The sequence below is a fragment of the Mucilaginibacter limnophilus genome (assembly GCF_004005815.1).
Taxonomy (GTDB): Bacteria; Bacteroidota; Bacteroidia; order Sphingobacteriales; family Sphingobacteriaceae; genus Mucilaginibacter; species Mucilaginibacter limnophilus.
This window is the reverse complement of sequence record NZ_SACK01000002.1, coordinates 636,024-659,461: the sequence shown is the minus strand read 5'-3', so window position 1 is coordinate 659,461 and position 23,438 is coordinate 636,024. Positions and strand designations below refer to the sequence as shown.

General features: G+C 43.6%; 24 protein-coding genes. 13 read left to right on the top strand and 11 right to left on the bottom strand.

The window, feature by feature from the left end; all coding sequences use genetic code 11:
* Positions 1-229 precede the first annotated feature (229 nt).
* The 5 genes from EOD41_RS07450 to EOD41_RS07430 all read left to right on the top strand — a co-directional run bounded on the left by EOD41_RS07450 (position 230) and on the right by EOD41_RS07430 (position 4,692).
* Complete coding sequence (locus EOD41_RS07450; RefSeq protein WP_127704150.1) at positions 230-892, top strand: hypothetical protein; 663 nt, start codon at positions 230-232, stop codon at positions 890-892.
* A gap of 73 nt (positions 893-965) precedes the next feature.
* Positions 966-1,820 carry a PKD domain-containing protein gene (locus EOD41_RS07445; protein WP_127704149.1) on the top strand — a complete coding sequence of 285 codons (855 nt, stop codon included), beginning with the start codon at positions 966-968 and terminating at the stop codon, positions 1,818-1,820.
* A gap of 181 nt (positions 1,821-2,001) precedes the next feature.
* Complete coding sequence (locus tag EOD41_RS07440; RefSeq protein WP_127704148.1) at positions 2,002-3,015, top strand: LLM class flavin-dependent oxidoreductase; 1,014 nt, start codon at positions 2,002-2,004, stop codon at positions 3,013-3,015.
* Between the two features lie 343 nt (positions 3,016-3,358).
* On the top strand, positions 3,359-3,811 hold the full coding sequence (locus EOD41_RS07435; RefSeq protein WP_127704147.1) for a ferritin-like domain-containing protein: 453 nt from the start codon (positions 3,359-3,361) through the stop codon (positions 3,809-3,811).
* A gap of 143 nt (positions 3,812-3,954) precedes the next feature.
* Positions 3,955-4,692: an acyl-CoA desaturase gene (locus EOD41_RS07430; RefSeq protein WP_127704146.1), complete on the top strand. Its 738-nt coding sequence runs from the start codon at positions 3,955-3,957 to the stop codon at positions 4,690-4,692.
* Positions 4,693-4,731: 39 nt separating this feature from the next.
* Here EOD41_RS07430 and EOD41_RS07425 read toward each other — a convergent pair whose 3' ends face one another.
* Complete coding sequence (locus EOD41_RS07425) at positions 4,732-5,313, bottom strand: hypothetical protein (protein ID WP_127704145.1); 582 nt, start codon at positions 5,311-5,313, stop codon at positions 4,732-4,734.
* A gap of 130 nt (positions 5,314-5,443) precedes the next feature.
* On the opposite strand from EOD41_RS07425, the gene EOD41_RS07420 reads away from it, so the two are divergent.
* Both EOD41_RS07420 and EOD41_RS07415 read left to right on the top strand, forming a co-directional pair.
* Positions 5,444-6,703 carry a pyridoxal phosphate-dependent aminotransferase gene (locus EOD41_RS07420; protein WP_127704144.1) on the top strand — a complete coding sequence of 420 codons (1,260 nt, stop codon included), beginning with the start codon at positions 5,444-5,446 and terminating at the stop codon, positions 6,701-6,703.
* 18 nt (positions 6,704-6,721) lie between these two features.
* A complete protein-coding gene (locus tag EOD41_RS07415) occupies positions 6,722-7,333 on the top strand; it encodes a hypothetical protein (RefSeq protein WP_127704143.1) in 612 nt (203 codons plus the stop codon).
* Between the two features lie 140 nt (positions 7,334-7,473).
* Here the strand turns inward: EOD41_RS07415 and EOD41_RS07410 are convergent, their stop codons facing one another.
* Positions 7,474-8,190, bottom strand: coding sequence for a hypothetical protein (locus tag EOD41_RS07410; RefSeq protein ID WP_127704142.1), 717 nt, complete (start codon positions 8,188-8,190; stop codon positions 7,474-7,476).
* Positions 8,191-8,246: 56 nt separating this feature from the next.
* Between EOD41_RS07410 and EOD41_RS07405 the strand changes: the two genes are divergently transcribed.
* On the top strand, positions 8,247-8,954 hold the full coding sequence (locus EOD41_RS07405) for an SAM-dependent methyltransferase (protein WP_127704141.1): 708 nt from the start codon (positions 8,247-8,249) through the stop codon (positions 8,952-8,954).
* Between the two features lie 3 nt (positions 8,955-8,957).
* The gene (locus EOD41_RS07400) at positions 8,958-10,571 is read left to right on the top strand and encodes an FAD-dependent monooxygenase (RefSeq protein ID WP_127704140.1); all 1,614 of its coding nucleotides are present in this window, start codon (positions 8,958-8,960) and stop codon (positions 10,569-10,571) included.
* Here the strand turns inward: EOD41_RS07400 and miaE are convergent.
* The 6 genes from miaE to EOD41_RS07370 all read right to left on the bottom strand — a co-directional run bounded on the left by miaE (position 10,562) and on the right by EOD41_RS07370 (position 13,841).
* Positions 10,562-11,161 (bottom strand): tRNA-(ms[2]io[6]A)-hydroxylase, encoded by a 600-nt coding sequence (gene miaE / locus EOD41_RS07395; protein WP_240663247.1) that lies wholly within the window; start codon positions 11,159-11,161, stop codon positions 10,562-10,564. The genes EOD41_RS07400 and miaE overlap by 10 nt on opposite strands.
* Before the next feature lie 16 nt (positions 11,162-11,177).
* Positions 11,178-11,492, bottom strand: coding sequence for a type II toxin-antitoxin system RelE/ParE family toxin (locus EOD41_RS07390; protein WP_127704139.1), 315 nt, complete (start codon positions 11,490-11,492; stop codon positions 11,178-11,180).
* Positions 11,483-11,665 (bottom strand): hypothetical protein, encoded by a 183-nt coding sequence (locus EOD41_RS07385; RefSeq protein ID WP_127704138.1) that lies wholly within the window; start codon positions 11,663-11,665, stop codon positions 11,483-11,485. The genes EOD41_RS07390 and EOD41_RS07385 overlap by 10 nt, the downstream gene beginning before the upstream one ends.
* Before the next feature lie 32 nt (positions 11,666-11,697).
* Complete coding sequence (gene nadD, locus EOD41_RS07380) at positions 11,698-12,270, bottom strand: nicotinate (nicotinamide) nucleotide adenylyltransferase (RefSeq protein WP_127704137.1); 573 nt, start codon at positions 12,268-12,270, stop codon at positions 11,698-11,700.
* 29 nt (positions 12,271-12,299) lie between these two features.
* A complete protein-coding gene (gmk, locus tag EOD41_RS07375) occupies positions 12,300-12,863 on the bottom strand; it encodes a guanylate kinase (RefSeq protein ID WP_127704485.1) in 564 nt (187 codons plus the stop codon).
* A gap of 102 nt (positions 12,864-12,965) precedes the next feature.
* The gene (locus EOD41_RS07370; protein ID WP_240663245.1) at positions 12,966-13,841 is read right to left on the bottom strand and encodes a YicC/YloC family endoribonuclease; all 876 of its coding nucleotides are present in this window, start codon (positions 13,839-13,841) and stop codon (positions 12,966-12,968) included.
* Between the two features lie 114 nt (positions 13,842-13,955).
* Here EOD41_RS07370 and EOD41_RS07365 point away from each other — a divergent pair, with 114 nt between their 5' ends.
* Positions 13,956-14,672, top strand: a complete 717-nt coding sequence (locus EOD41_RS07365; RefSeq protein WP_127704136.1) for a hypothetical protein — start codon at positions 13,956-13,958, stop codon at positions 14,670-14,672.
* A gap of 425 nt (positions 14,673-15,097) precedes the next feature.
* On the opposite strand, the gene rnc is transcribed toward EOD41_RS07365, so the two are convergent.
* Genes rnc through EOD41_RS07350 form a run of 3 tightly spaced genes read right to left on the bottom strand, consistent with a single transcriptional unit; the run spans position 15,098 to position 17,344 of the window.
* Positions 15,098-15,823 carry a ribonuclease III gene (gene rnc, locus EOD41_RS07360; protein WP_127704135.1) on the bottom strand — a complete coding sequence of 242 codons (726 nt, stop codon included), beginning with the start codon at positions 15,821-15,823 and terminating at the stop codon, positions 15,098-15,100.
* A 10-nt stretch (positions 15,824-15,833) separates the two neighbouring features.
* Positions 15,834-17,087 (bottom strand): beta-ketoacyl-ACP synthase II, encoded by a 1,254-nt coding sequence (fabF, locus tag EOD41_RS07355; protein WP_127704134.1) that lies wholly within the window; start codon positions 17,085-17,087, stop codon positions 15,834-15,836.
* Positions 17,088-17,107: 20 nt separating this feature from the next.
* The gene (locus tag EOD41_RS07350; protein ID WP_008508386.1) at positions 17,108-17,344 is read right to left on the bottom strand and encodes an acyl carrier protein; all 237 of its coding nucleotides are present in this window, start codon (positions 17,342-17,344) and stop codon (positions 17,108-17,110) included.
* Between the two features lie 146 nt (positions 17,345-17,490).
* Between EOD41_RS07350 and EOD41_RS07345 the strand changes: the two genes are divergently transcribed.
* From EOD41_RS07345 to EOD41_RS07335, 3 genes are all read left to right on the top strand, one after another.
* Positions 17,491-17,916 (top strand): IPExxxVDY family protein, encoded by a 426-nt coding sequence (locus EOD41_RS07345; protein ID WP_240663242.1) that lies wholly within the window; start codon positions 17,491-17,493, stop codon positions 17,914-17,916.
* 70 nt (positions 17,917-17,986) lie between these two features.
* The gene (pyk, locus tag EOD41_RS07340; protein WP_127704133.1) at positions 17,987-19,420 is read left to right on the top strand and encodes a pyruvate kinase; all 1,434 of its coding nucleotides are present in this window, start codon (positions 17,987-17,989) and stop codon (positions 19,418-19,420) included.
* 536 nt (positions 19,421-19,956) lie between these two features.
* Entirely contained in the window at positions 19,957-23,283 is a 3,327-nt protein-coding gene (locus EOD41_RS07335; protein WP_127704132.1) for a vitamin B12-dependent ribonucleotide reductase, read from the top strand.
* Positions 23,284-23,438 lie beyond the last annotated feature (155 nt).

The following is a 23,438-nucleotide window of genomic DNA, read 5'->3' as shown; positions in this document are numbered from 1 at the left end:
CTTTCTATATAGAGAAATTACGCGTACAATCCCTATTTGGCTGATTATTACACTAAGACAAGCTTTAACAATTTTTTTCAAACACCCATTGTAACGCCAGGCCAAAAAATTCCGTCAATGTCTTCAAATCGCCGCAAATGCAGCCGGTACCCTGGGTTTGGCGGCACACTTTAAAACATTTACTTAATCACAAAAACAGCCCTGTGAAAGGCTTTAAAAATTAAACATCATGAAAAAAACCATATTCACTTTAGCAGCAGTTGCAACCCTGTTTTTAGGCGCTTGCAAAAAAGACAAAGACGATAACAACAACCCTGGCGGCAAAGGCGACAGCTACCAACCCGTTACCGCAGGTTCAGTTTGGAAATACCGCAACACATCGTTTGGTGAAGGCGCGTCTGTTGACACTTCAACCAACACCATGTTAGCCGAAACCAAAAACGTAAACGGTAAAACTTACCATATATTAAATTCAGTTACCGGCGACGAAACCAGCCAGGGCTTTATCGGCGTAAACGGCAGCGTTTACAGCATGTATTACGAAGCAGGCCTGAATGAAGCTATAGCGTTAACTTACTTAAACGATGCAAAAAATGCCGGTGATAACTGGACTGAGGATTTAGTAGTTCAAGACGGTGAAACCGAATTTACAGTAAAAGTAAAAACTACGATTGTTGAAAAAGGCATTTCTAAAAACATCCTCGGCAAAAACTATAGCAATGTTATTCACAGCAAAGTTGAATTACAAGTAGAATTAGAGGAAGGCGAATGGGAAACGCTGTCACAACTTGATTTCTATGTAGCAAAAGGCGTAGGTATCATTGGTATCTACAGCAAGTTTGGCGACGAAGACGTAAGCAAATCTGAGTTGTTCAATTACAACATAAAATAATCAACCGCCCGCGAGGGCTCAATATACAATAGCGATGGGCCTCTACCTCCCATCGCTATCATCTACCTTGACAATGAGAAACGTTAACCTATGGCTGGCAGCCCTAACCATGCTGATACTTGCGGAAAGCGCCTGCAAAAAAGGCGGCAGCAGCAAGCCTGATCCAAACAAAAATGAAGATGTGCAACCTTTAGCGCATTTCACTTGGACGGGCACTCAGCGGGTAAATGCTGAAATAACGTTTGCAAACAGTTCGCAATACGCTGATAGCTACAAATGGAACTTTGGCAACGGCGAAACATCAACACAGCAAATACCCGGCAAAGTGAAATATGCCCAAGAAGGCGTGTATGACGTGGTACTAACGGCTATAAAGGGCGAACTCAAGTCGGTATATAAACAAACACTGGCCATAGCGACTGACAACAAACCACTGGCGCATTTTTCATTTACCTATAAAGACAATCAAACTTATGCGCCTGCAGTAGTGCAGTTTAACAACGAATCGGTTAACGGGTTGCAATATGAATGGGAAATAAACGGCAACATCTACCATGAGCCAAACCCGAAAGTAACGTTTAACCAGCCCGGTGATTACGCGGTTATTTTAACCGCCATTAATGGCGACCAGCAGACGGTGTTTACCGATACGGTTAACATCACTGCGAATAATAACCCGGTAGCTAAGTTTGCTTTACCATACCATCCGTTTCCATACACGGTTAACGAGCCGATACAGCTGGTTAACCTGTCAAAAAATGCTGACAGCTGGCTATGGACCTTTGGTACCGACGGACCGCCGGCGTCGACAGACGAACACCCGGAAGTGAAATTCAGCAAACCGGGCACCTATACCATACAGCTGATAGCAAAGAAAGGCACTTTGCAATCGGCACCCCGATCGATTAATTTAAAGATCAACCCATAACCGCAGCATAGTTCAAGTTAAGCGGCCGGGAGGTAAATATATCACATGCTTGTTTTAGGGGAATTAAGTAAGATATGTTTACACTTCCGGCCGCTTTATATAATGGCAATGCCATAAAACGGCTTGTGCTTATTTTGAAAGCACCGTACGTTTAGTTTTGCGTTGTATACATATATTATATATGACAAAGCAAATTAAACTAAGTGTACTCGACCAGTCGCCCATACGCAAAGGTGTAACACCTGAACAGGCGGTACAGGAAACCATTTCCCTTGCAAAACATACCGACCAATTAGGCTATCACCGTTACTGGGTGGCCGAACACCATAATACCGGCCTGCTTGCAGGCTCAACGCCCGAAGTATTGATTGCACACCTGGCAGGCCAAACCCAAAATCTGCGCTTTGGTTCGGGTGGCATTATGATGCCTAACCATAGTACCTTAAAGGTTGCCGAAAACTTTAGGATGCTTGAAGCGCTTTTCCCGGGACGGATTGACCTGGGTATGGGCCGCGCGCCGGGTACCGACAGGCTTACCGCGAGCGTGCTTAACCCCAGCAACCAGTTTAGCGAGCAGGATTTTATTGAACAACTGCACGACCTGATCAACTACTTTCACGATCGCGGCGTGCCCGGTACACCGCAGTCAAAAGTGCGGGCTATACCGCAGGTATCAACCGTGCCGGCCATGTGGCTGCTTAGCTCGAGCGGGCAAAGCGGGTTATTCGCGGCGCATTTTGGCATGGCGTTTTCGTACGCGCATTTTATCAACCCGTATGGCGGGGCGCAAAGCGTGCAGATGTATCGTCAGCGCTTTAAACCGTCGGAAGATCTGGCCCAACCGCAGGTAAACGTGGCGCTGTTTGTTTTTTGCTCGGAAGATGAAGAAAAGCTGAAGCAGCACCGCGCCGTGATGGAACACCGCTTTTTGCAGTTTGAAAAGGGCGCGCCAGTTTTCCCAATAGGTTATGAAGACGTAAAGGACATTGAGTACACCCAGGCCGAGCTCGACCGCATTGCCTATAACAGCAAACGCGTTATCACCGGTACACCCGATCAAATAAAAGCAAAACTCACTACCCTGGCTGATGAATATGATGTTGACGAATTAATGATTGTTACCATTACCGAAGAATTTGAAGACAGGCTGCGTTCGTACGAGTTGCTGGCGGAGGTGTTTGGAATGAAAGCGTAAAGCAAAGTGTAGGTGTTGACGGCAACAGTATATATATAAATCAACACCTGCAACACCGTCAACACCGTCAACACCGTCAACACCGTCAACACCGTCAACACCGTCAACACCGTCAACACCGTGCTTCAGTTTGCAACTGAAGCACGGTGTTATCAGCAATATCCAACATCTTCGGCGCAATAATAACTCTACGTTTCCCTGAGATTAACTACCTATGCTACAATTGATAATTTTTTAACTCCGGATAGTTACAACCTGTAGTTTTTCATTTTTTATCAAACAAAAAACACCTACTCAGGTTATTTATTTAACTAAACAATAAATTTTTTAATTAGATACTATTATGGAAACCATAGAAAAATCAGTTGAAGTTTTAAACGATTTGATACAGCTTAATAACGACCGCGTGGACGGTTTTACCCGCGCCAGCAAAGAATTAAGCCCTGAAGATAATGACCTGCAAAACCTGTTTACCATGTTTGCGCAAGACAGCCGCACCAACGTACAGGAATTAACTGCTGCTGTAGCTCAGCTTGGCGATCAGCCCGATCATGGCAATAGCATCACCGGTACTATACACCGTGCATGGCTTGATGTAAAAGCTACTTTTAGCGGACACGACCGTAAAAGCATACTTGAAGAGTGTGAACGTGGCGAAGATGCTATTAAAAAAGCATACCAATCGGCCCTGGCAGAAGAACTGCCTGCAACCGTAGCTGTGTTGCTTAGCACTCAGCAACAAAAAATTAACGAAGGTCACGACCGTATTAAATTACTTCGCGACAGCGCTGTATAAGGCATTACGCTCAAAAAAGGCCGCCCTGGTAAATAGGGCGGCCTTTTTTGATTTGGGTCACTTTTAGTATAATTTAAAAGTTACTACGGGTTATTAATTGTACCTTTGCGTAATTTTTTGAATATCTATTATAAGTCTTAATTGTGTATATATTAATTTTCTTTCTTGCACACTGGTTCCTTTCCCTGTTCTTTCAAACATTTTACCTGCATCGTTATGCATCTCATAAAATGTTCAGTACAGGCAAGGTAAGGGAGCGCATTTTTCATTTCCTTACATTCGTTTGTCAGGGATCATCATTTTTAAATCCGCGCGCATACGCGTTAATGCACCGTGAGCACCATGCTTACAGCGATACCGAAAAGGATCCGCATTCGCCGCACTTTTTCAGGGATGTTTTTCAAATGATGTATTACACCTCGTTAAATTACGGTCAGCACCTGCGCCGCTTAAAAGAACCTGAAGCCCGTTTTAAAGGAAACCTTCCTGAATGGCCGCTTATTGATAAATGGGGTTCAACCATTGCTTCGCGCCTGGTATTTGTTGGTTTATATACCTGGTTTTATATCGCGTTTGCTACCAGCTGGTGGATGTTTTTGTTACTGCCTGTACATTATATAATGGGCCCGCTGCATGGCGCCATTGTTAACTGGTGCGGCCACAAGTATGGTTACGCTAACTTTGACAACGGCGACAAATCAAAAAATTCAACCCCGTTTGATTTTCTTATGCTTGGCGAACTGTTCCAGAACAATCACCACCGCAGCCCAAACAAGGCCAACTTCGGTGCAAAATGGTTTGAGCTTGATCCGGTTTACCCTGTAATGAAATTTATGCATTGGGTTCGCCTGATAAAACTGCGAAAACCAATAGCAGGATAATAAAAAAAGCGGCTGTAAATACAGCCGCTTTTTTTATAGTTAATTTTTATCGATTGTTTTAATTCGTGTATCGGGCCGGCTTTGTATGGCCATACGTGATATTACCAGCACAGTTGCATTGTTATCCTCTATCCGGTGACTCATCTTTAGCCATCCGTAATAATATTTGCCATTCTTTTTTATACGCAAACCAAGGTATTTGTCCCGGGCGTTTTTCCAGTTGCCTGTAAACATAACCTCGTTAGTTTTGATTCTCTTCTCAAATAAAACCGTACGATTGTTATACCATTTGCCATTTGGAGTAAAACCTTCCGCGATGCTTTTGTTTGCTTCAAAAGCAATACCGTCATCTTCATTTTGCACTGCTATATCAGCATGATCTTCAGGATAGATATAATAGTGCTCAATAGTCCAGCCGTCTTCCATATACAAGTAAACGGCTAAACCTGCATCCCTTATACCATCACCGTCAATATCGAGCGCCGGGATCGGGTTGTTATAACTTAAAATATTATCGGACGGCACCGAAAAATGAATGTCCGGGTCAACGTGGTTTTTGTCTTTTTTGCAGCCTTGCAAACCAACTGCAGCTATCATCAATATTATTAAAAATTGTTTCATATTGTTTGGGCTGAATTATTTACAGTAAAAACGGCAACAAGTAATACAGCGCTACAACAGTGATAATTTAATTGTGTGTATTTAATGCATCCCGCCTTATTAATTATATTTGCCGGTAAACAATACTATTATGAGTGTATCGGCATTAGCCCAAAATCTGCGCGGATCTGAAATAATTAAAATCGCCGCTGAAATAAACGAACTGAAGCGTAAAGGCGAAAATATTGCCAACCTTACCATTGGGGATTTTGATTCGAATATATATCCTATTCCTGCCGAACTGAAGCAAGGCATTATTGAGGCTTATGGCCAAAACCAAACCAATTACCCGCCGGCCGATGGCATGCTGAACCTGCGCGAAAGCGTTTCTAAATTTTTGAAACAAAGGTGTGGACTTGATTACGCAGCCGCTAACGAAATACTGATATCCGGCGGATCACGTCCGCTTATTTATTCGATATACCTGGCCGTGGTAAACCCCGGCGAAAAGGTGGTTTTCCCGGCACCGTCATGGAACAATAATCACTACTGCGACTTGCTGAAGGCCGATGGCATAATGGTGCAAACCCTACCCGAAAATAATTTTATGCCTACGGCAGATGAGCTTCGTCCGTATATAAAAGGGGCTGCTTTGCTGGCGCTGTGTTCGCCGCTTAACCCAACTGGTACCATGTTCAGCAAAAAAGACCTGGAAGAAATTTGTGATCTGGTTATTGAAGAGAACAAAACCCGCGCTGAGGGTGAAAAACCGCTTTACCTGCTGTATGATCAGATATACTCGCAGCTTACCTTTGGCGAGCACAAACACTATGACCCTGTTACACTGCGCCCCGAACTGCGCAACTACACTATTTTTGTTGATGGCGGTTCAAAATGCTTTGCCGCAACGGGCGTACGTGTGGGCTGGGGTTTTGGTCCGGCTAAAATTGTGAATAACATGAAAGCCATTGTAGGCCATATGGGCGCATGGGCGCCAAAAGCCGAGCAGGTGGCTATGGCAAAATACCTTGCAGGCGAAAGCACTGTGAACACTTATCTTGACAATATTAAAGAACACGTACAAACAAGCCTGAACAGTTTACATAGCGGGTTTCAGCAATTGAAAGCTGAAGGTTTCGCGGTTGATTCTATTGAGCCGATGGGCGCCATCTATCTTACCATAAAAATTGATTACCTGGGCAAAACCACGCCTGAGGGCAAGGTACTAGAAACGGCAACCGACATTAACTTTTACCTGATTAAAAACGCGGGTATTGCCTTTGTACCGTTTTCGGCATTTGGTACCGGTGAAGACATGGCCTGGTTCAGGGCATCGGTAGGTACTATAACCAACGAAGATATACAGCTTACTATACCGCGCATTAAAGCCGCGCTGGAAAAACTTAAATAGATTATTCAGAAAATGGATATGCCCTTTGAGACTGTTAGCTTAAACGGAAGCAATACAGATGTGTTAAGCGAAACTTACGCCGCGCTTCGTGAGAAGTTTGAAGCGGAGCCGACGGGGCATATTGATTTTCAGGTGGAAGGGTTTTCAGTATTCAGCCATTATGCGGGTATCACGATACGCAGCTCATATGTTATAAGAACAGCTACCGACAGCTGCTACATAATGTTTGTAGAAACGTTTATAAAAACGCTTTCGCCAAGAGGATCAAACATCGAACATTTGGATTACCAGGTGTGGGGACTTGGATTTTTAAAGCATGATGCCGGGCGCGTTATGATACGGCCCGAAACGTTTGTTGATAAACTTGCAGAACTGGTTTACGCCATTGAGCTTGACTTTAAGGATGATAAGGCGTTCAGTAATAGTTTTTATGTGATTGCCGATGACCGTTATAAAGCATCGGCGGCCCTAACACCTGGCTTCAGGAAGGCACTGCTCGACATCCGTAAGCAAGATTATGTTATTGAGATAAACGAACACACTTTTATCATCGGCAACCGAAAACCTATCTCGCCTGACGGAGCCACGCGGCTCGGAGAATTAGTTTGTAAGCTGGTGTCTAATCAGTAAGTGAGATGTTTATAATAAGTCACAGAAGATTTCTCCTTGTTCCTCGTCGAAATGACATCCGTTTTGTTCAATATTTAACTGTCATTTCGAACGGAGTGAAAAATCTTCTCCAAGCAGTATTTAAAAATTCCCGATTATAACTAAGCCGCACTCGATATATACTTTACCAAACTTCGTTTAGCCACCGGAAGCAGCGTTTGCTCGAGCGGAAAGGCGATATCACTTTGCACATAATATACCGCAGGGTTTGGCAGGTGCCTGCGGGTACTTATCAAATGCCGCTTTACACTTTCAGGCGTGTTAACTATGCCTTGTTCGTACGTTTCTACAAACTCGATGTTGATCCCACGGTACTTGTCATCCTTTCCTTCAAAAATGGTGAGGCGGTACTCATATACAAAATTTGTACGGTCGTCGCCGTTGCGAAGCGAAAAATAACCATGATAGGGCAGCAGCGGCACTACACCTACCGGATCAATATTCAGGCGGCTTTCAACAAAATCATAAATCTCTTTACCTGTTTGTATCGCCGGATCTATTTTACCCATAGCATAGCCGATGATACGCTCAATCTCCTGCATCGAGTTATCGTCCTGAATGATCTTTTGGTAGGTAAGTTTAACCGCGTCGATATCAGCCTTGGTAAGCCGTTGCGGAAACGCCTGCTGCAATACCGATTTGTTCTGTTTAAATTCTAAAAGATTATTATAATGAAAAATGAGGTCGGTAAGGTTAGGGTATAACCTGCTTTTATCAAAGTGGCGGTTAATTTCCTGCAGATAACTTAAAAGCAGGTATTTTTTATGTTCAAAATCAATAGCGCCCTCAATAAACCAGTTGATACCAAGCTGTTTCATTCGTTCAATCTCCTTTCATGAAGCTTAAATTAAATAAAAAAAGCCACTTTTGCAATATGGCAACAGGCACGCTTTATCTAATTCCCGTTCCGCTGGCTGATGATGCGGCGGCAAAATCGTTTACGCCATACCTGGTTGATACTATAAACAGCATTAAGGAATATATTGTTGAGAACGAGAAAACCGCGCGTCGTTTTTTAAAGGAAGCCGGACTTAAAATACCGCAAAGCGAACTTATCATTCACGATTACGGCAAGCACAACCGCGACAAGGCCGACAATAACTTCTTTGCCGCATTGCTGGCCGGTAATGATGTTGGCCTGATGAGCGAGGCAGGCTGCCCCGGCATTGCCGACCCGGGCGCTGATGTGGTTGCCGAAGCGCACCGCAAAGGCATAAAGGTGGTACCGCTGGTTGGGCCGAGTTCTGTCATACTGGCACTGATGGCTTCAGGCTTTAACGGGCAAAGCTTTACATTCCATGGATATTTACCTATTGATAAGGTTCAGCGTGCAAAAAAAATAAAGGAGTTGGAAGGCTTGGCCGAGCGTAATAAGCAAACCCAGTTGTTTATTGAAACGCCTTTCCGTAACAACCAGCTACTTGAAGAAGTGTTAAAAAGCGGCAACCCGAATACGCTTCTTTGCATAGCCTGCAACATTACCGCTGCTGACGAAATGGTACAAACCAAAACGCTTGCCGCCTGGAAAATGCAACCACCTGATCTGCATAAAAAACCCGCTATTTTTTTGTTATACCGATAAACAATGGCCATACCGCAGCAAACATCCGTTTTAATTGTGGGCGCAGGTCCGTCAGGATTGATGATGGCGGCACAATTGCTACGCTATGGTGTTCAGCCCATAATTATTGATCAGCGTGATGGCCCGACCGACCATACTAAGGCTTTGGCCGTACAGGCACGCACCATGGAGATATACCGGCAAATGGGCTTGGTTGATCGTGTATTAAGCGAAGGCAAACCGTCTGAAGGGATAACTTTTAACCAGAATGGCAAACCGCAGGCATCATTCGACTTTGAAAACATAGGTACCGGACAAACGCCCTTCCCTTATGTGTTCTTCTACCCGCAAAGCCGCAATGAGCGCCTGCTGCTTGACGAGCTTACCCGCCTTTGCTGCCCGGTATACTGGAATACAACTTTAGTATCAGTTAAACAACATAGCCAAAATGTAACTGCTGTTGTAAACGATGGTAACGCCGAACAAATCACAACCTGCAACTGGGTTATAGGAGCCGACGGCGCGCACAGCAAAGTACGCAAGCAATTGAATATTAAATTTGTCGGCGATACTTATCCGCACAGCTTTTATCTTATTGATGCGCAATTGGCACCCGGACAGTTAAAAAGCAACATAGAACTTCATCTCGCTAAAAAAGGTCTCGCGGCATTTTTTCCCATGCCTGATAAGGATACTTACCGCATTCTGGGCGATCTGCCTGCCTCACTTGAAAATAAGGAAAATGTTACTGTTGAGGATGTATTACCCTACCTGAGAAAAGTGACTAACTGGCCGGTCGAGCTGGCAAAAACCAACTGGTTTTCGTTATACCGAATTCATCACCGTGTGGCTGAAAATTTCAGGTTGGGCAACTGCTTCCTGATAGGTGATGCGGCGCATATCCACTCACCTGTTGGCGGGCAAGGTATGAACACCGGTTTACAGGATGCGTATAACCTTGCCTGGAAACTGGCAGGCGTAATAAACGGTCAGCTAAACACGCAGATGCTTGACAGCTACGCCGCCGAGCGCATGCCCGTAGCCAAAGCGCTTGTTCACACTACCGACAGGGCGTTCAACATCATCACCACAGGAAACTTCATCATCAATTTTGCCAAGCGGTGGGTTGTGCCGGGCGTACTTAAACTGGTATGGGGCAGCCAGAAGTTTAAAGAGTTATTTTTCAGGCAGGTATCTCAAACAAGTATTAGCTACCGGCATAGTAAAATCAACTTACACCTTAGCCGCTCGTCAGCTATTAAGGCGGGCGACAGGCTGCCTTACATCAAAATATATGATGAAAAAACACAGCAGGAAACCGACCTGCATGCATGGTGCAGTAAGCCCGGTTTCACGCTTATTGTGCTTGGGAAGTATAAGGAAATAGACATTTTCACCCTTGCCAAGTGGATAACGCAAAAATATAACGGCATCCTCAATCTTTATTACCTGCCGCCCTCAACGCAAAATACCGCCGTATTTACTGCTTTTGACATCAGCAACCTCGATCAAAAAAAAGCCATAATTGTACGTCCGGATATGTACATCGGGTTTATCAATGATATCGTGGCTATTGACATGATGGATAATTATCTGCTTAATGTGGCGGGAGTTTTAGCGCAGGCTAATCAGCCGTGAATAGTTTCACGCTTGCCATAATTTTGAATTACTTGTGCCTCATAGTCGAGGTATTCCTTCCAGCGTTTGTCAACATCAATACCATCGGCATACTTTTTAGCCAGGCGGATAAACATCGAATAATGTGTAGCCTCGCTTACCATTAATTCGTGATAAAATTTGGATAACTGCTCGTCTTTGATATTTTCTGACAGTACTTTGAAACGTTCGCAGCTGCGGGCTTCAATCATGGCGGCAAACAGCAGGCGGTCTATCAATTGCTCATGACGGCTACCGCCTTTTTTCATGAATTTCACCAGTTCATTTACGTAATCGTCCTTACGTTCACGGCCAAGCACATAGCCACGCTCAAGTATAATGTCATGTACGCGTTTAAAGTGATCCATTTCTTCCTGCACTAAAGCAGCCATTTCCTGCACCAAATCGCTCAGGTTAGGGTTTTGTACAATAAGGGTTATGGCATTGCTGGCGGCCTTCTGCTCGCAAAAAGCGTGGTCGGTTAAAATCTCTTCGATGTTGCTTTCTACCACGTTGGTCACCCATTTCGGATCGGTAGGCAATTGCAGTTTAAGTATGGTTTTGTCGCTCACAAAACAAAGCTACTACTTAATCTTCGTCATTAAAAGCAGGATTATTGGAAAGGGAACGAGCGTGATGGTGGATGGTGAGGATGTTGATTTGCTTATCAGAGACAATCTCATATATGATGCGATAGCGCCTGTATATAAGTTCCCTGGTTAAATCATTTTCAGTATCTTCAAATGGTTTGCCAAGTTCAGGAATTGTCTTTAACTTATTGAGGGCTTCTTTAATTAAACTAATTTCGCGCTTTGCATACTTTAAAGAGTCTTCTCGTATAAAATCATATATTTCTTTTAAATCGTGACGAGCAAATTCTGAGTAGATCAGCTTTAATCCCATGAATCTATTTCTTTATCCATGTCTTCTTCACTTAAAAAGTTACCTTCTTCTATTTGCTTCCTTGCTTGTTGAATTTTTGCCATTAATAATATCCTGTCAAACACTTCCTCCACATCTACATTATCCGGCATAGTGCTCACTATATATTCCAACTTGTCTTTCGCTATAATCATCACTCCTAATGTTTATATAAATATACAGATTTTTACCTATACAAGTTTTTACTCTCAATAAAATTCAGCACCGCATCGGGCACAAAATACTGTACATTCTTTTTTTCTGCCAGTGATTTACGGATAAAACTTGCCGATAGTTCCATCAGCGGTGTCATGGTTATGGTTACTGATGGATGCGATGCCAGCTCAGCATTTTCATAGCCCGGCCGGGGGTATACAAATATGCGATAATCACGAAGTATAAGCTTATAGTTTTTCCACTTATGCAGGGTAACCAGGTTGTCTGACCCCATAATGAGCGCGAATTCATGCTGCGGATATTTTTCTCTCAGGAAGGTTAGGGTGTCAATGGTGTATGATGGTTGCGGAAGCTTTAGCTCGACATCACTTACCTCAATGTTGGTAGCATTATCGGTAGCCAGCTTAGCCATTTCCAGCCTGTCGTAGGTATTAATTAAATCGCTGTACTTTTTAAAGGGATTTTGCGGCGACACCACCAGCCATACCTTATCAAGCGCGGTATGATTGGCCATATAGTTGGCTATTATTAAATGCCCGATGTGTACCGGGTTAAACGAACCGAATAATAAGCCTATCTTCATTCAAATCAAGCAAACTTATAACTTCCAACTTAGCCAATAAAATCTTTCACCAACTGCTCAGCTTCAGCACAAGCTGTGTTAAGGTCGTAATTTTTAAGGATTATATCAAACTGTGGCGCGTAGTTTAGTTCTTTCTCTGCTTTGGCAAAGCGTTCCTGCAGTTTTTCAGGACTGTCGGTACCCCTGCCACTCAATCGTTGCTTTAATACTTCCAGCGATGGCGGTTGTACAAAAATGGCAAGTGCCTGGTCGGCATACTTACGTTTAAGGTGCAAACCTCCTTCAACATCAATATCAAATATTACTGTTTTGCCTTCCTGCCATATACGCTCAATTTCCGATCGTAAGGTGCCATAGAACGTACCGGTGTACACTTCCTCAAACTCAACAAAATGTTTTTTGGCTATCAGGTGCAAAAATTCTTCCTTGCTGATAAAGTAATAATCTTTGCCATGCTGCTCATCGCCCCGGGCAGGGCGTGTGGTAGCCGAGATTGAAAACTCCAACTCCGGAATTTTACCCAGCAGGTGGTGTACTATTGTGGTTTTGCCTGCACCCGAGGGGGCCGAGAATATGATCAGTTTGCCTTCCATTTTGTCATTGGTCATTAGTCATTGGTCATTGGGCGTTGGCATTTTAAAATTACTTGCCAGTAGCTTACTAATGACAAATGACCAATGACCAATGACTGACGACTACAACACATTAAGTAATTGCTCTTTTATTTTTTCCAGTTCTTCTTTCATACCCACCACCAGCTTTTGTATGCCGGCATCGTTGGCTTTTGAACCAATGGTATTTATTTCCCTGCCTATTTCCTGTGTTATAAAACCAAGCTTTTTGCCGCTGGCATCATCCGCTTTCAGCGTTTCCAGGAAATAATCACAGTGGGTTTTCAGCCTGATCTTTTCTTCGGTGATATCAAGCTTATCAATGTAGTAGATCAGTTCCTGCTCAAAGCGGTTATGATCAATCACCTCTACGCCTGCTGCTTCAGCTAAAAAATTGTTCAGGCGTTCACGTATCAGCGGAATTCGTTTTGGTTCTTCTACTTCAACCGCTTTCAGGTTTTCCTGTATAATGCCTATGCGATATTTTATATCTTTTTCAAGCACGTCGCCTTCATCTTTTCTGAACTGGGTGAAAGCTGCCAATGCCTGGTTAAAAGTTTTTTCAACTACTTTCCATTCTTCTTCCGATATGGTTTCTTCATCATATTTTACCACTTCCGGAAGCGTTAATGCCAGCTGCATTAAATTACCCGACTGCTCACCCAGTTCGGCGCTTACGTTTTTAAGCTGTTCGTAGTAATGCTTAAGCAAAGCGGTGTCAATACCGGCGGCTTTAACTGCTGTGCCGGTTTGTTCAACGTTAATGGTAAGGTTTACTTTACCACGTTCTATCTGTTTGCTGCACTCGGTACGTAACTGAAATTCTTTTTCAGTAAACATTTTTGGCAGGCGTAACGATAGCTCAAGAAATTTGCTGTTAAGGGATTTTATCTCAACGGTATATTTAGTGCCGCCCGTATCAAAACTGGCGGTGCCATATCCGGTCATGGATTTTATCATGCGCAAAGATAGCGTTTTTAGTTATTTAAGCCCACTTAACTTAGGCACATCCGGTTTAACACTTTTTAGCAATTACTGTGAAATACAATATTTAAGTTTACGTTGAATATGCACATGAGGCTGATATACTTCTGGTTACTTTTTTTACTCTTTTTGATACCGGGTGAAACCTTTGCCCAGCAGGTTCGCGGAATGGTTTTCAAACAAAACTCATCGTTAAGACTGTCGCAAACACAAGTTGCCAATCTTAAAACGAACACGAAAGTATTAACCGACAACCTGGGCATCTTCACTATAAACGCTACACCGGGAGACACGCTACTTTTTACGAAAACCGGTTATACCGCAGTAAAACAGGTAGTGGTTAATCAGCTTGATATTGCCGTTTATATGCCCGAGGCTAAGGTTATTCAGCTTGATGAAGTGAGCGTAAAAGCACAAAGCAAACAACAGGAACTAAGTGATGTAATGAAGGATTACCGGGGCAAAGGCACTTTTTTCGACGGTAAGCCACCGGCGCTTTTATTTTTAAATTCACCGCTGACAGGTTTATATGAGTTATTTGGACGAACGCCCAAAAACGCCGCGCACTTTAAGCGCTTCGCGCAAAAAGAGCTTGAGCAGAACGAGATCAACAAGCGTTATAACAAGGAGTTTGTTAAACGGATAACCGGTATTACCACTGATGCTGAGGCACAAAGGTTTATCGATACTTATTCGCCAAATTATGAAGATCTTAAAACCTGGAATGATTATGATTTGGTGAAGCGCACCAAACGCTGGTATGAGCATTATAAGAAAGGACAACCGCCGGTGAAGGGATTACAGTAGAATCTTTAAATCTAAAATCTAAATACTAAACTCTAAAGCTTAATGGTATGCCATGCTGAACTTGTTTCAGAATCTCACATGCAAAGCAAACCTGTCTCGAGGGATCCCGAAACAAGTTCGGGATGACATCATTGATTCAAAACTTACTTCAAATTATTCTTCTGTCATGCTGAACTTGTTTCAGCATCTCACATGCAAAGCAAAGCTGTCCTGAGGGATCCCGAAACAAGTTCGGGATGACGTATTGTTATTCTGAACGAAGTGAAGAATCTTTGGTAAACGACAAAGCCGGCGATAGATGCTTCGTTCCTCAGCATGACAAAATGGTATAAGAAAAAGTTCAGAGATTGCTTCGTTTCCAGCAATGACGTGTTTGGAGAATAGGAATAAATTCGAAATTGAACATTCGAAATCCAAAATCAAGCTTAAATTCCCAAGCTTTCGCAGGCTTTTTCTGCTGATAGTTTTTCGGCGTTCTTTTTACTGAACTCTTTGCCAATGCCCAAAGGTTCACCGTCAACACTGGTTTGTATGGTGAACAGCTTGGTGCTTTCGCCTTCCTGGTTAGCTATCAAATCAAAGCTGATATCCTTACCATGGCGCTGGCACCACTCAATAAGCTTACTCTTGAAATTGGTTTCAGTTTGCTCGAGGGTATGGATATCGATATGCGACTTAATAATATGGTTGATAAGGAAGTTCTTGGTGAACTCATAACCCTTATCCAGGTAAACCGCGCCTATCAGCGCCTCGAAAGCGTCACCCAATAGTGAGCCCTGCCGACCCGAGTTAAGTATGCGGTTATCATACTCAATAAGCTGCTCAAAGCCCAGCTTGCGTCCGAGCTGATTAAGGTTTACGCGGCTCACAATTTTCGAGCGCATTTCGGTTAAAAAGCCTTCGTCTTTATAAGGATATTGCTTAAAAAGCACTTCGGCTACAACGCTGCCCAAAACAGCGTCACCTAAAAACTCAAGGCGTTCGTTGCTGTTCTTTACGCCATGCTTTACGTTTTGCGCTACCGACTTATGCCTGAATGCCAGCCTGTATAAAGACAAATTGCCCGGCACGAAGCCGAGCAAATTCTTTAATACTTTAACATATTTTCTGTTAGGCGATAAATATAGCTTGTAAAACCGGCTGATTGGCATTAACACACATTTAAGCTTCGTACTTTTTGAAAATAACCGAGGCATTGTGGCCACCAAAACCAAAGCCATTGCTTTGTACAGCCCTTACCTCGCGCTGCTGCGCTGTGTTAAAGGTAAAGTTTATTTTCGGATCAAACGCCGGATCATCAGTAAAGTGATTGATGGTTGGCGGAATGATACCGTTTTTAAGCGCAAGTATAGAAGCAATGGCCTCAACAGCGCCTGCCGCACCTAAAAGGTGCCCGGTCATTGATTTGGTTGAGCTGATGTTAATACGGTAAACTTCGTCGCCGAAGGCATCCTGTATCGCTTTTACCTCTTGCGGGTCGCCAATAGGGGTTGAAGTGCCGTGTACGTTCACATAATCGATGTCTGCAGGGGTCATACCGGCGTCTTTTAAAGCCGCTTTCATTACCAGCGCCGCGCCCAACCCTTCGGGATGAGGTGCTGTCATGTGGTAAGCATCGGCACTCATGCCGCCACCCACCATTTCGGCGTATATTTTAGCGCCGCGGGCTTTAGCATGCTCCAGTTCTTCCAGTATTATGGTTCCTGCGCCTTCGCCTGCCACAAAACCCTCGCGGTCCAAATCAAACGGGCGTGATGCCGTGGCCGGATCGTCGTTGCGGGTTGAAAGGGCGTGCATAGCGTTGAAACCGCCTATACCTGCTTCGTTAATAATAGCCTCTGAACCGCCTGTTATAAACATCTCAGCCTTATTAAGGCGGATGTAATTGAATGCATCAATCAATGAATTGTTTGACGACGCGCAGGCAGATACAGTTGAAAAATTCGGTCCGCGCAAGCCATATTTTATTGAAATGTGGCCCGGCGCAATGTCCGATATCATTTTTGGGATGAAAAACGGGTTAAATCTTGGGGTACCGTCACCTTTGGCAAAGTTTACCACCTCATCCAAAAAAGTTTTCAAGCCGCCAATGCCCGATCCCCAGATAACGCCTATACGGCTGGTGTCCAGTTTATCGAAATCAAGTTCGGCGTCTTTTACAGCTTCTTCGGTTGAAAACAAGGCATATTGCACAAACGGATCGAGCTTACGGGCATCTTTACGCCCTAAAAATCCATCCGCGTCAAATCCTTTAAGCTCACAGGCAAACTTAGTTTTGAAATGGGTTGTATCAAAACTTTTTATTAAGGCAGCGCCACTCACTCCTTTTATCAACGCGTCCCAATACTCCGGTACAGTGTTGCCAATAGGAGTAAGTGCTCCAAGCCCCGTTACTACTACTCTTCTAAACTCCATTTAATAGGTTTGGGAGTCCCTTATTTAACGTTTTTCTCAAGGTAAGCGATAGCCTGACCTACGGTACCGATAGTTTCTGCCTGATCGTCAGGAATAGCTACGTTAAATTCCTTTTCAAACTCCATTATTAATTCTACGGTATCTAAAGAGTCTGCACCCAGGTCATTGGTGAAGCTTGCTTCAGGTGTTACTTCACTCTCGTCAACACCTAATTTTTCTACGATGATAGCTTTTACTCTTGAAGCGATATCAGACATGGTTTTTGTAATTTAATGATTAATAATTTTTTCGATGCAAAGAAAGATAAATTCTCTTAAATATCAAATCTAAAACTTTTGCACATTATGCATAACAAAATTTTAACTCGACGGTTTGTATTAGTAGATTTACCCCCGCAAAAATAATGCTTTTGAACAGGAAAGTCTTAAAGTTTGAAATCGATCTTGATTTTGTGCTGATTGCAGTAACTACGTCATTAAAAGATTACCGCACCTGTTACCTGATTAATAAGAACCTGCATTTTAATTTTGTTAAAAGCCCCGACCTTGAGGTAGAGATACAACCCGGTAACGGCCCGGTATATTTTTCAATATACCATGATTATTGGGAAACTACCGAAACCGACTTTTATTTTATAGCCAATAAGGGAAGCGACGGATATCTTGTGCCCGAAATGCGTGGTACCGATTACTTTTTAATGATCAAGAATTATATTGATGATGATGAACTTGAGGGATTAATTGTATCCCTTAACAAAATACCTGAAATAGTTACCGCGGTAAAGATTGACCCTAAAAAGTTAAAATCCCGTGAAAATCTTCTATTTTAGCGCCGGATTTTTGGAAGTGTTATGTTTACACCATAATATATACACTATATAATATATAAGCAGCCAATATATGAAATTGCATTACAACCGAACCAAGATAGTTGCCACCATGGGACCTGCATCGTCGCCGAAAGACGTGCTGTTATCTATGATAAAGGCAGGCGTAAATGTTTGCCGCCTCAATTTTTCGCATGGAAAAGTAGAGGATCACAAAAAAGTGATTGACACTATCAGGGAAATTAACGCGCAGTACAAAACCAATGTCGCCATACTGGCCGATCTTCAGGGACCGAAAATACGTATCGGCCTGGTAAAAGACGGTGGCATACACCTGGTGAACGGTACACGTATAAACATGACCACCCATGAGTGTATTGGCGACGACAACCAGATATACATTACTTACGAAACCTTTCCGCAGGACGTAAAACCCAATGAGATTATTTTGCTTGACGATGGTAAGATACAGATGCGTGTTATTGAAACCAACCGCAAGGATACCGTTGTTTGCGAAGTGGTACACGGCGGTATATTAACATCTCGCAAGGGTGTTAACCTACCAAACACTAAGGTTTCTATTCCAAGCTTAACTGAAGATGACCTTGGTAACCTGCACTTTGCTTTGGATAATGATGTAGAGTGGATAGGCCTTTCTTTCGTACGCGACGCGTCGGACATTGTTGAACTGAAACGTGTGATCAACTCTCGTGGCAGCAACGCCCGCGTTATTGCTAAAATTGAAAAGCCTGAGGCTATTGATAATATTGACGCAATTATTGCCGCTACCGACGGTGTGATGGTTGCCCGTGGTGACCTGGGCGTTGAAATGCCTATGGAGCAGGTGCCATTACTGCAAAAAATGATAGCCCGTAAATGTCGTGCAGCATCAAAACCGGTTATTGTTGCTACGCAGATGCTTGAATCAATGATAACCACCCCGCGCCCAACTCGCGCCGAGGTGAATGACGTTGCCAACTCGGTACTTGACGGTGCAGATGCGGTGATGCTGAGCGGTGAAACATCAGTTGGCGAGTTCCCGGTTATCGTTATCGAAACTATGGCCAAAATCGTGCGTAACGTTGAAGAGTTTGGTTATCCGTTTAATACAAAACAGGATAATCTTGACGAAGCATCACCAAATTACCTGAGCGACGCCGTATGTTCATCAGCTGTTTTTCTGGCAGGCCATACCAACGCCGTAGGCATCGTATCAATGACTACCAGCGGTTACACTGCCTTTGAAATATCGAGCTACAGGCCTAAAGCCAATACCTATATCTTCACCTCAAATAAAAACCTGTTGAATGCCCTTAGCTTAGTTTGGGGTGTACGCGCGTTTTATTATGACAAGCTGGAGAGTACTGATGAAACCATCAGCGATGTAAACGGAATACTTAAAACAGAGAACCTGATACAGCCGGGCGATGTGGTGATAAACACTGCGGCTGTGCCTATTTCAAAACAAGGCAAAACCAATATGCTTAAAGTGAGTGTTATCGAGTAACCAACTCAACGCTTATACATAAATAAAAAGAGCTGCATTATGCGGCTCTTTTTATTTTAAAATATTTCGGCTTTACAAACCCTGTTAACTAATCTGTCGAGTTTACCGAAATAATAATCGTAGTATATTCTCATCATTCCCATAGCTGTAATTATTTAACTTGTTAAAAGACGTTTTGTATAACAAAAACGTTACAAATACTAAAATAGTTTATTATATTGATAAATCGTTTTATATCCTGTTAACTGATGCAAAATTTGCACGTTAATTTAAATTTAATTTATAACAAACTTACCGTTAATTACTATAGCAAAAACCTTTCCAAAAAAGGCATAAAACGTTAAATTTATAGTTTTCCACAATATTAAAATACTGTAAATTAGCTAATTATACCAAACACCATTGCTGATAACCTATTAGGCTAACATAGTGTGGAAAACTCTGAATTGTCTGGTGTTATTGAGGACGGTAAATTTGGTTAAAAACTCTCTGAGATTTTTCTAACTGACGAATAAATAATAAAAACATTAACAGCTATGGGCAAAAACATTCCTAAAAAAGCATCCGCGGCCGGCGGTAAAGGACTGAAGGTGAGCAGGTACTTCAGTAAAGAAGGGGTAAGCGTTTATGACTTATTTACCTACGAAAAACGTTCATCGGTTATACGTAACCCCTCGGGCGACGCGGTGTTTGAAATGAATGACGTAGAGGTGCCTGCATCATGGTCGCAGGTGGCTACCGATATATTGGCCCAAAAATATTTCCGTAAAGCCGGGGTACCACAACCCGACGGTACAACCGGATCAGAAAAAAGTATTAAACAGGTGGCCCACCGCATGGCCAACTGCTGGAAAGAGTGGGGATCACGTTATGGGTATTTTGCTACCCCAAAGGACGCGGAGATTTTTTACGACGAGATAGTTTATACCATAGTTGGTCAGCTATCTGCACCAAACTCGCCACAATGGTTCAACACCGGTTTGCACAGCTCATACGGCATTACCGGCAAACCGCAAGGGCACTACTATGTTGACCCGGTTACCGAAGTATTAAGCAAATCAACTTCAGCATATGAGCGTCCGCAGCCACATGCCTGTTTCATCCTTTCTGTTGAGGATGACCTGGTGAACGAAGGCGGTATTATGGACCTTTGGGTACGTGAAGCGCGTATCTTCAAATACGGATCAGGCGTTGGTACCAACTTCTCACGCATCCGCGGCGAAAACGAAAAACTTTCGGGCGGTGGTTACTCATCAGGCCTGATGTCGTTCCTGAAAATAGGCGACAGGGCAGCCGGCGCCATTAAATCGGGCGGTACAACACGCCGTGCGGCTAAAATGGTGTGTTTAGACCTTGATCACCCTGAAATTGACAGCTTTGTAAACTGGAAAGTTGAAGAAGAGAAAAAAGTTGCCGCTTTAATAGCTGCCGGTTACTCGTCAGATTATGAAGGCGAAGCATACCGCACTGTTTCTGGTCAAAACTCTAACAACTCGGTACGTGTACCTAACAGCTTTTTCCATGCCTTAAAAGAAGGCAAGCAATGGGATTTGATAGGCCGCATGAACGGTAAAGTGGTAAAATCAATCTCTTCACAAAAACTTTGGGATGATATCGCTTTTGCTGCATGGGCTTGCGCCGATCCTGGTGTACAGTTTGATACTACTATTAACGAATGGCATACCTGTCCTGAGGGTGGCCGTATCAACGCTTCGAACCCATGTTCAGAGTACATGTTCCTGGATAATACCGCATGTAACCTGGCATCAGTTAACCTTGCGCATTACTTTGATAAACAAACCCGCACTTTTGATGTAAAAGGCTTTGAACATACCTGCCGTATCTGGACTATCGTACTTGAAATTTCAGTATTAATGGCACAGTTCCCGTCGAAAGAAGTGGCTGAGTTATCATATGATTACCGCACTTTAGGTTTGGGCTATGCTAACCTTGGTTCGGCATTAATGGTTAACGGTATTCCTTACGACAGCGATAAAGCACGTGCTATCGGCGGCGCTATTACCGCTATCATGACCGGTACCGCTTACGCTACTTCGGCAGAAATGGCCCGCGAGTTAGGTCCGTTCCGCAGATACGAAGAAAATAAGGAGCACATGCTGCGTGTAATGCGCAACCACCGCTACGCGGCATACAACTCAACTGAAAACTACGAAGGGCTGGAAATACTTCCTCCGGGAATTGACCAGAAACAATGTCCTGACTACCTGCTTTCAGCTGCATGCAACGCATGGGACAAAGCGGTTGAAATGGGTGAAAAACATGGTTACCGTAACGCTCAAACTACCGTTATTGCACCAACAGGTACCATCGGTTTGGTAATGGATTGCGATACTACAGGTATCGAGCCCGACTTCGCCCTGGTAAAATTCAAAAAACTATCAGGCGGCGGTTACTTCAAAATCATCAACCAGGCCGTTCCTGAGGCGCTGCAAAACCTTGGTTATAAAGAGCATGAAATTACCGCTATAGTAAACTATGCCAAAGGTGCTGCTACCTTAAAAGGTGCGCCGCATATCAACCTTGAAACTTTAAAAGCTAAAGGTTTAACTGACGGCGAACTTGAAAAGCTTGACAAAGCAGTTGTTTCAGCATTTGAGATTTCATTTGCTTTCAACATCTGGACTTTAGGCGAAGACGTTATAAAACGCCTTGGTTTTACTCCTGAGCAATACAACGCGCCTGACTTTAACCTGCTTCGTTCACTTGGTTTCAGCAAAAAACAAATTGCCGAAGCTAACGAGTATGTATGCGGTACCATGACCATTGAAGGTGCGCCATACCTGAAAGAAGAACACTACCCTATTTTTGATTGCGCTAACAAATGCGGCGCGAAAGGTGAGCGTTACATACACGCGCATGGCCACATCAAAATGATGGCTGCTGCGCAACCGTTCCTTTCAGGTGCTATTTCAAAAACCATCAACCTGCCAAACGAGGCTAAGGTTGAAGAGATAAAAGACTGCTACGAACTATCATGGGCATTAGGCCTTAAAGCTAACGCGCTTTATCGTGATGGTTGTAAACTGTCTCAGCCGCTTTCAACAAAATCAGACGTTAAGGAAGAAGCCGACGAAAAACTTGACAGCGTTGAAGAAGTACTGGGCGAAGCCGCTAACGTAAAACTAAGCGACCTTACCCCTGATCAAGTATTGGAAGCAGCGATGGCTATCATCGAGAAATCAAAAGATACCCACTTTATGCGCCAGCTGTCGCGTGTGGTGCAAAAGAAAAGCCTTCCGCACAAACGCCGTGGTTATACACAAAAAGCCAGCATTGACGGTCAGACAGTTTTCGTTCGCACAGGCGAATATGAAGACGGTACTTTAGGTGAGATCTTCGTGGATATGCACAAAGAAGGCGCTACCTTCCGCTCGCTGATGAACTGCTTTGCTATAGCTGTTTCGGTAGGTTTGCAGTACGGTGTGCCGCTTGAAGAGTATGTAGAGAAATTCACCTTTACCCGCTTTGAACCTGCAGGTATGGTAATGGGCCACGCTAACATCAAGAGCGCGACCTCTATTATCGACTACATTTTCAGGATGCTGGGCTATGAATACCTTGACCGTACCGACCTGGTACACGTGATTACCGAGCAAAAAGCGGTAGTTGGCAGCGGCTTTGAAGACAGCGACTATAACACCGACGAAACCAACGTTTATGAGCCGTCTAAACCGGTAGCAGCAGCTACCACTACCGGCGGCAGCAAACCACAATTAAGCGTTGACCTGAGCATGGGTGTACAGAGCGACGCACCAAGCTGTAATGTATGCGGCCACACTACTGTACGTTCGGGCACTTGCTACAAATGCCTTAACTGCGGCAACTCAATGGGATGTTCTTAATCAACACCGAAGCAGCAGCCTAACCGCTGCTGCTTCAGCCCTCAATAATAGTTAATTTTTTACACCATGAAGTCCTGCCAGAAGGCAGGACTTTTTTTTGTTTGATTACTCATTATCAACAATAAAAAACACATTCCCATTACTTATGGTTATAT

Excerpts from the sequence above, each read along its gene's own strand:
- EOD41_RS07450 (WP_127704150.1), top strand. The coding sequence starts at position 230 with ATGAAAAAAACCATATTCACTTTAGCAGCAGTTGCAACCCTGTTTTTA.
- EOD41_RS07445 (WP_127704149.1), top strand. The coding sequence starts at position 966 with ATGAGAAACGTTAACCTATGGCTGGCAGCCCTAACCATGCTGATACTT.
- EOD41_RS07440 (WP_127704148.1), top strand. The coding sequence starts at position 2,002 with ATGACAAAGCAAATTAAACTAAGTGTACTCGACCAGTCGCCCATACGC.
- EOD41_RS07435 (WP_127704147.1), top strand. The coding sequence starts at position 3,359 with ATGGAAACCATAGAAAAATCAGTTGAAGTTTTAAACGATTTGATACAG.
- EOD41_RS07425 (WP_127704145.1), bottom strand. The coding sequence starts at position 5,313 with ATGAAACAATTTTTAATAATATTGATGATAGCTGCAGTTGGTTTGCAA.
- EOD41_RS07420 (WP_127704144.1), top strand. The coding sequence starts at position 5,444 with ATGAGTGTATCGGCATTAGCCCAAAATCTGCGCGGATCTGAAATAATT.
- EOD41_RS07415 (WP_127704143.1), top strand. The coding sequence starts at position 6,722 with ATGCCCTTTGAGACTGTTAGCTTAAACGGAAGCAATACAGATGTGTTA.
- EOD41_RS07410 (WP_127704142.1), bottom strand. The coding sequence starts at position 8,190 with ATGAAACAGCTTGGTATCAACTGGTTTATTGAGGGCGCTATTGATTTT.
- EOD41_RS07405 (WP_127704141.1), top strand. The coding sequence starts at position 8,247 with ATGGCAACAGGCACGCTTTATCTAATTCCCGTTCCGCTGGCTGATGAT.
- EOD41_RS07400 (WP_127704140.1), top strand. The coding sequence starts at position 8,958 with ATGGCCATACCGCAGCAAACATCCGTTTTAATTGTGGGCGCAGGTCCG.
- EOD41_RS07390 (WP_127704139.1), bottom strand. The coding sequence starts at position 11,492 with ATGGGATTAAAGCTGATCTACTCAGAATTTGCTCGTCACGATTTAAAA.
- EOD41_RS07385 (WP_127704138.1), bottom strand. The coding sequence starts at position 11,665 with ATGATTATAGCGAAAGACAAGTTGGAATATATAGTGAGCACTATGCCG.
- nadD (WP_127704137.1), bottom strand. The coding sequence starts at position 12,270 with ATGAAGATAGGCTTATTATTCGGTTCGTTTAACCCGGTACACATCGGG.
- gmk (WP_127704485.1), bottom strand. The coding sequence starts at position 12,863 with ATGGAAGGCAAACTGATCATATTCTCGGCCCCCTCGGGTGCAGGCAAA.
- EOD41_RS07370 (WP_240663245.1), bottom strand. The coding sequence starts at position 13,841 with ATGATAAAATCCATGACCGGATATGGCACCGCCAGTTTTGATACGGGC.
- EOD41_RS07365 (WP_127704136.1), top strand. The coding sequence starts at position 13,956 with ATGAGGCTGATATACTTCTGGTTACTTTTTTTACTCTTTTTGATACCG.
- rnc (WP_127704135.1), bottom strand. The coding sequence starts at position 15,823 with ATGCCAATCAGCCGGTTTTACAAGCTATATTTATCGCCTAACAGAAAA.
- fabF (WP_127704134.1), bottom strand. The coding sequence starts at position 17,087 with ATGGAGTTTAGAAGAGTAGTAGTAACGGGGCTTGGAGCACTTACTCCT.
- EOD41_RS07350 (WP_008508386.1), bottom strand. The coding sequence starts at position 17,344 with ATGTCTGATATCGCTTCAAGAGTAAAAGCTATCATCGTAGAAAAATTA.
- EOD41_RS07345 (WP_240663242.1), top strand. The coding sequence starts at position 17,491 with ATGCTTTTGAACAGGAAAGTCTTAAAGTTTGAAATCGATCTTGATTTT.
- pyk (WP_127704133.1), top strand. The coding sequence starts at position 17,987 with ATGAAATTGCATTACAACCGAACCAAGATAGTTGCCACCATGGGACCT.
- EOD41_RS07335 (WP_127704132.1), top strand. The coding sequence starts at position 19,957 with ATGGGCAAAAACATTCCTAAAAAAGCATCCGCGGCCGGCGGTAAAGGA.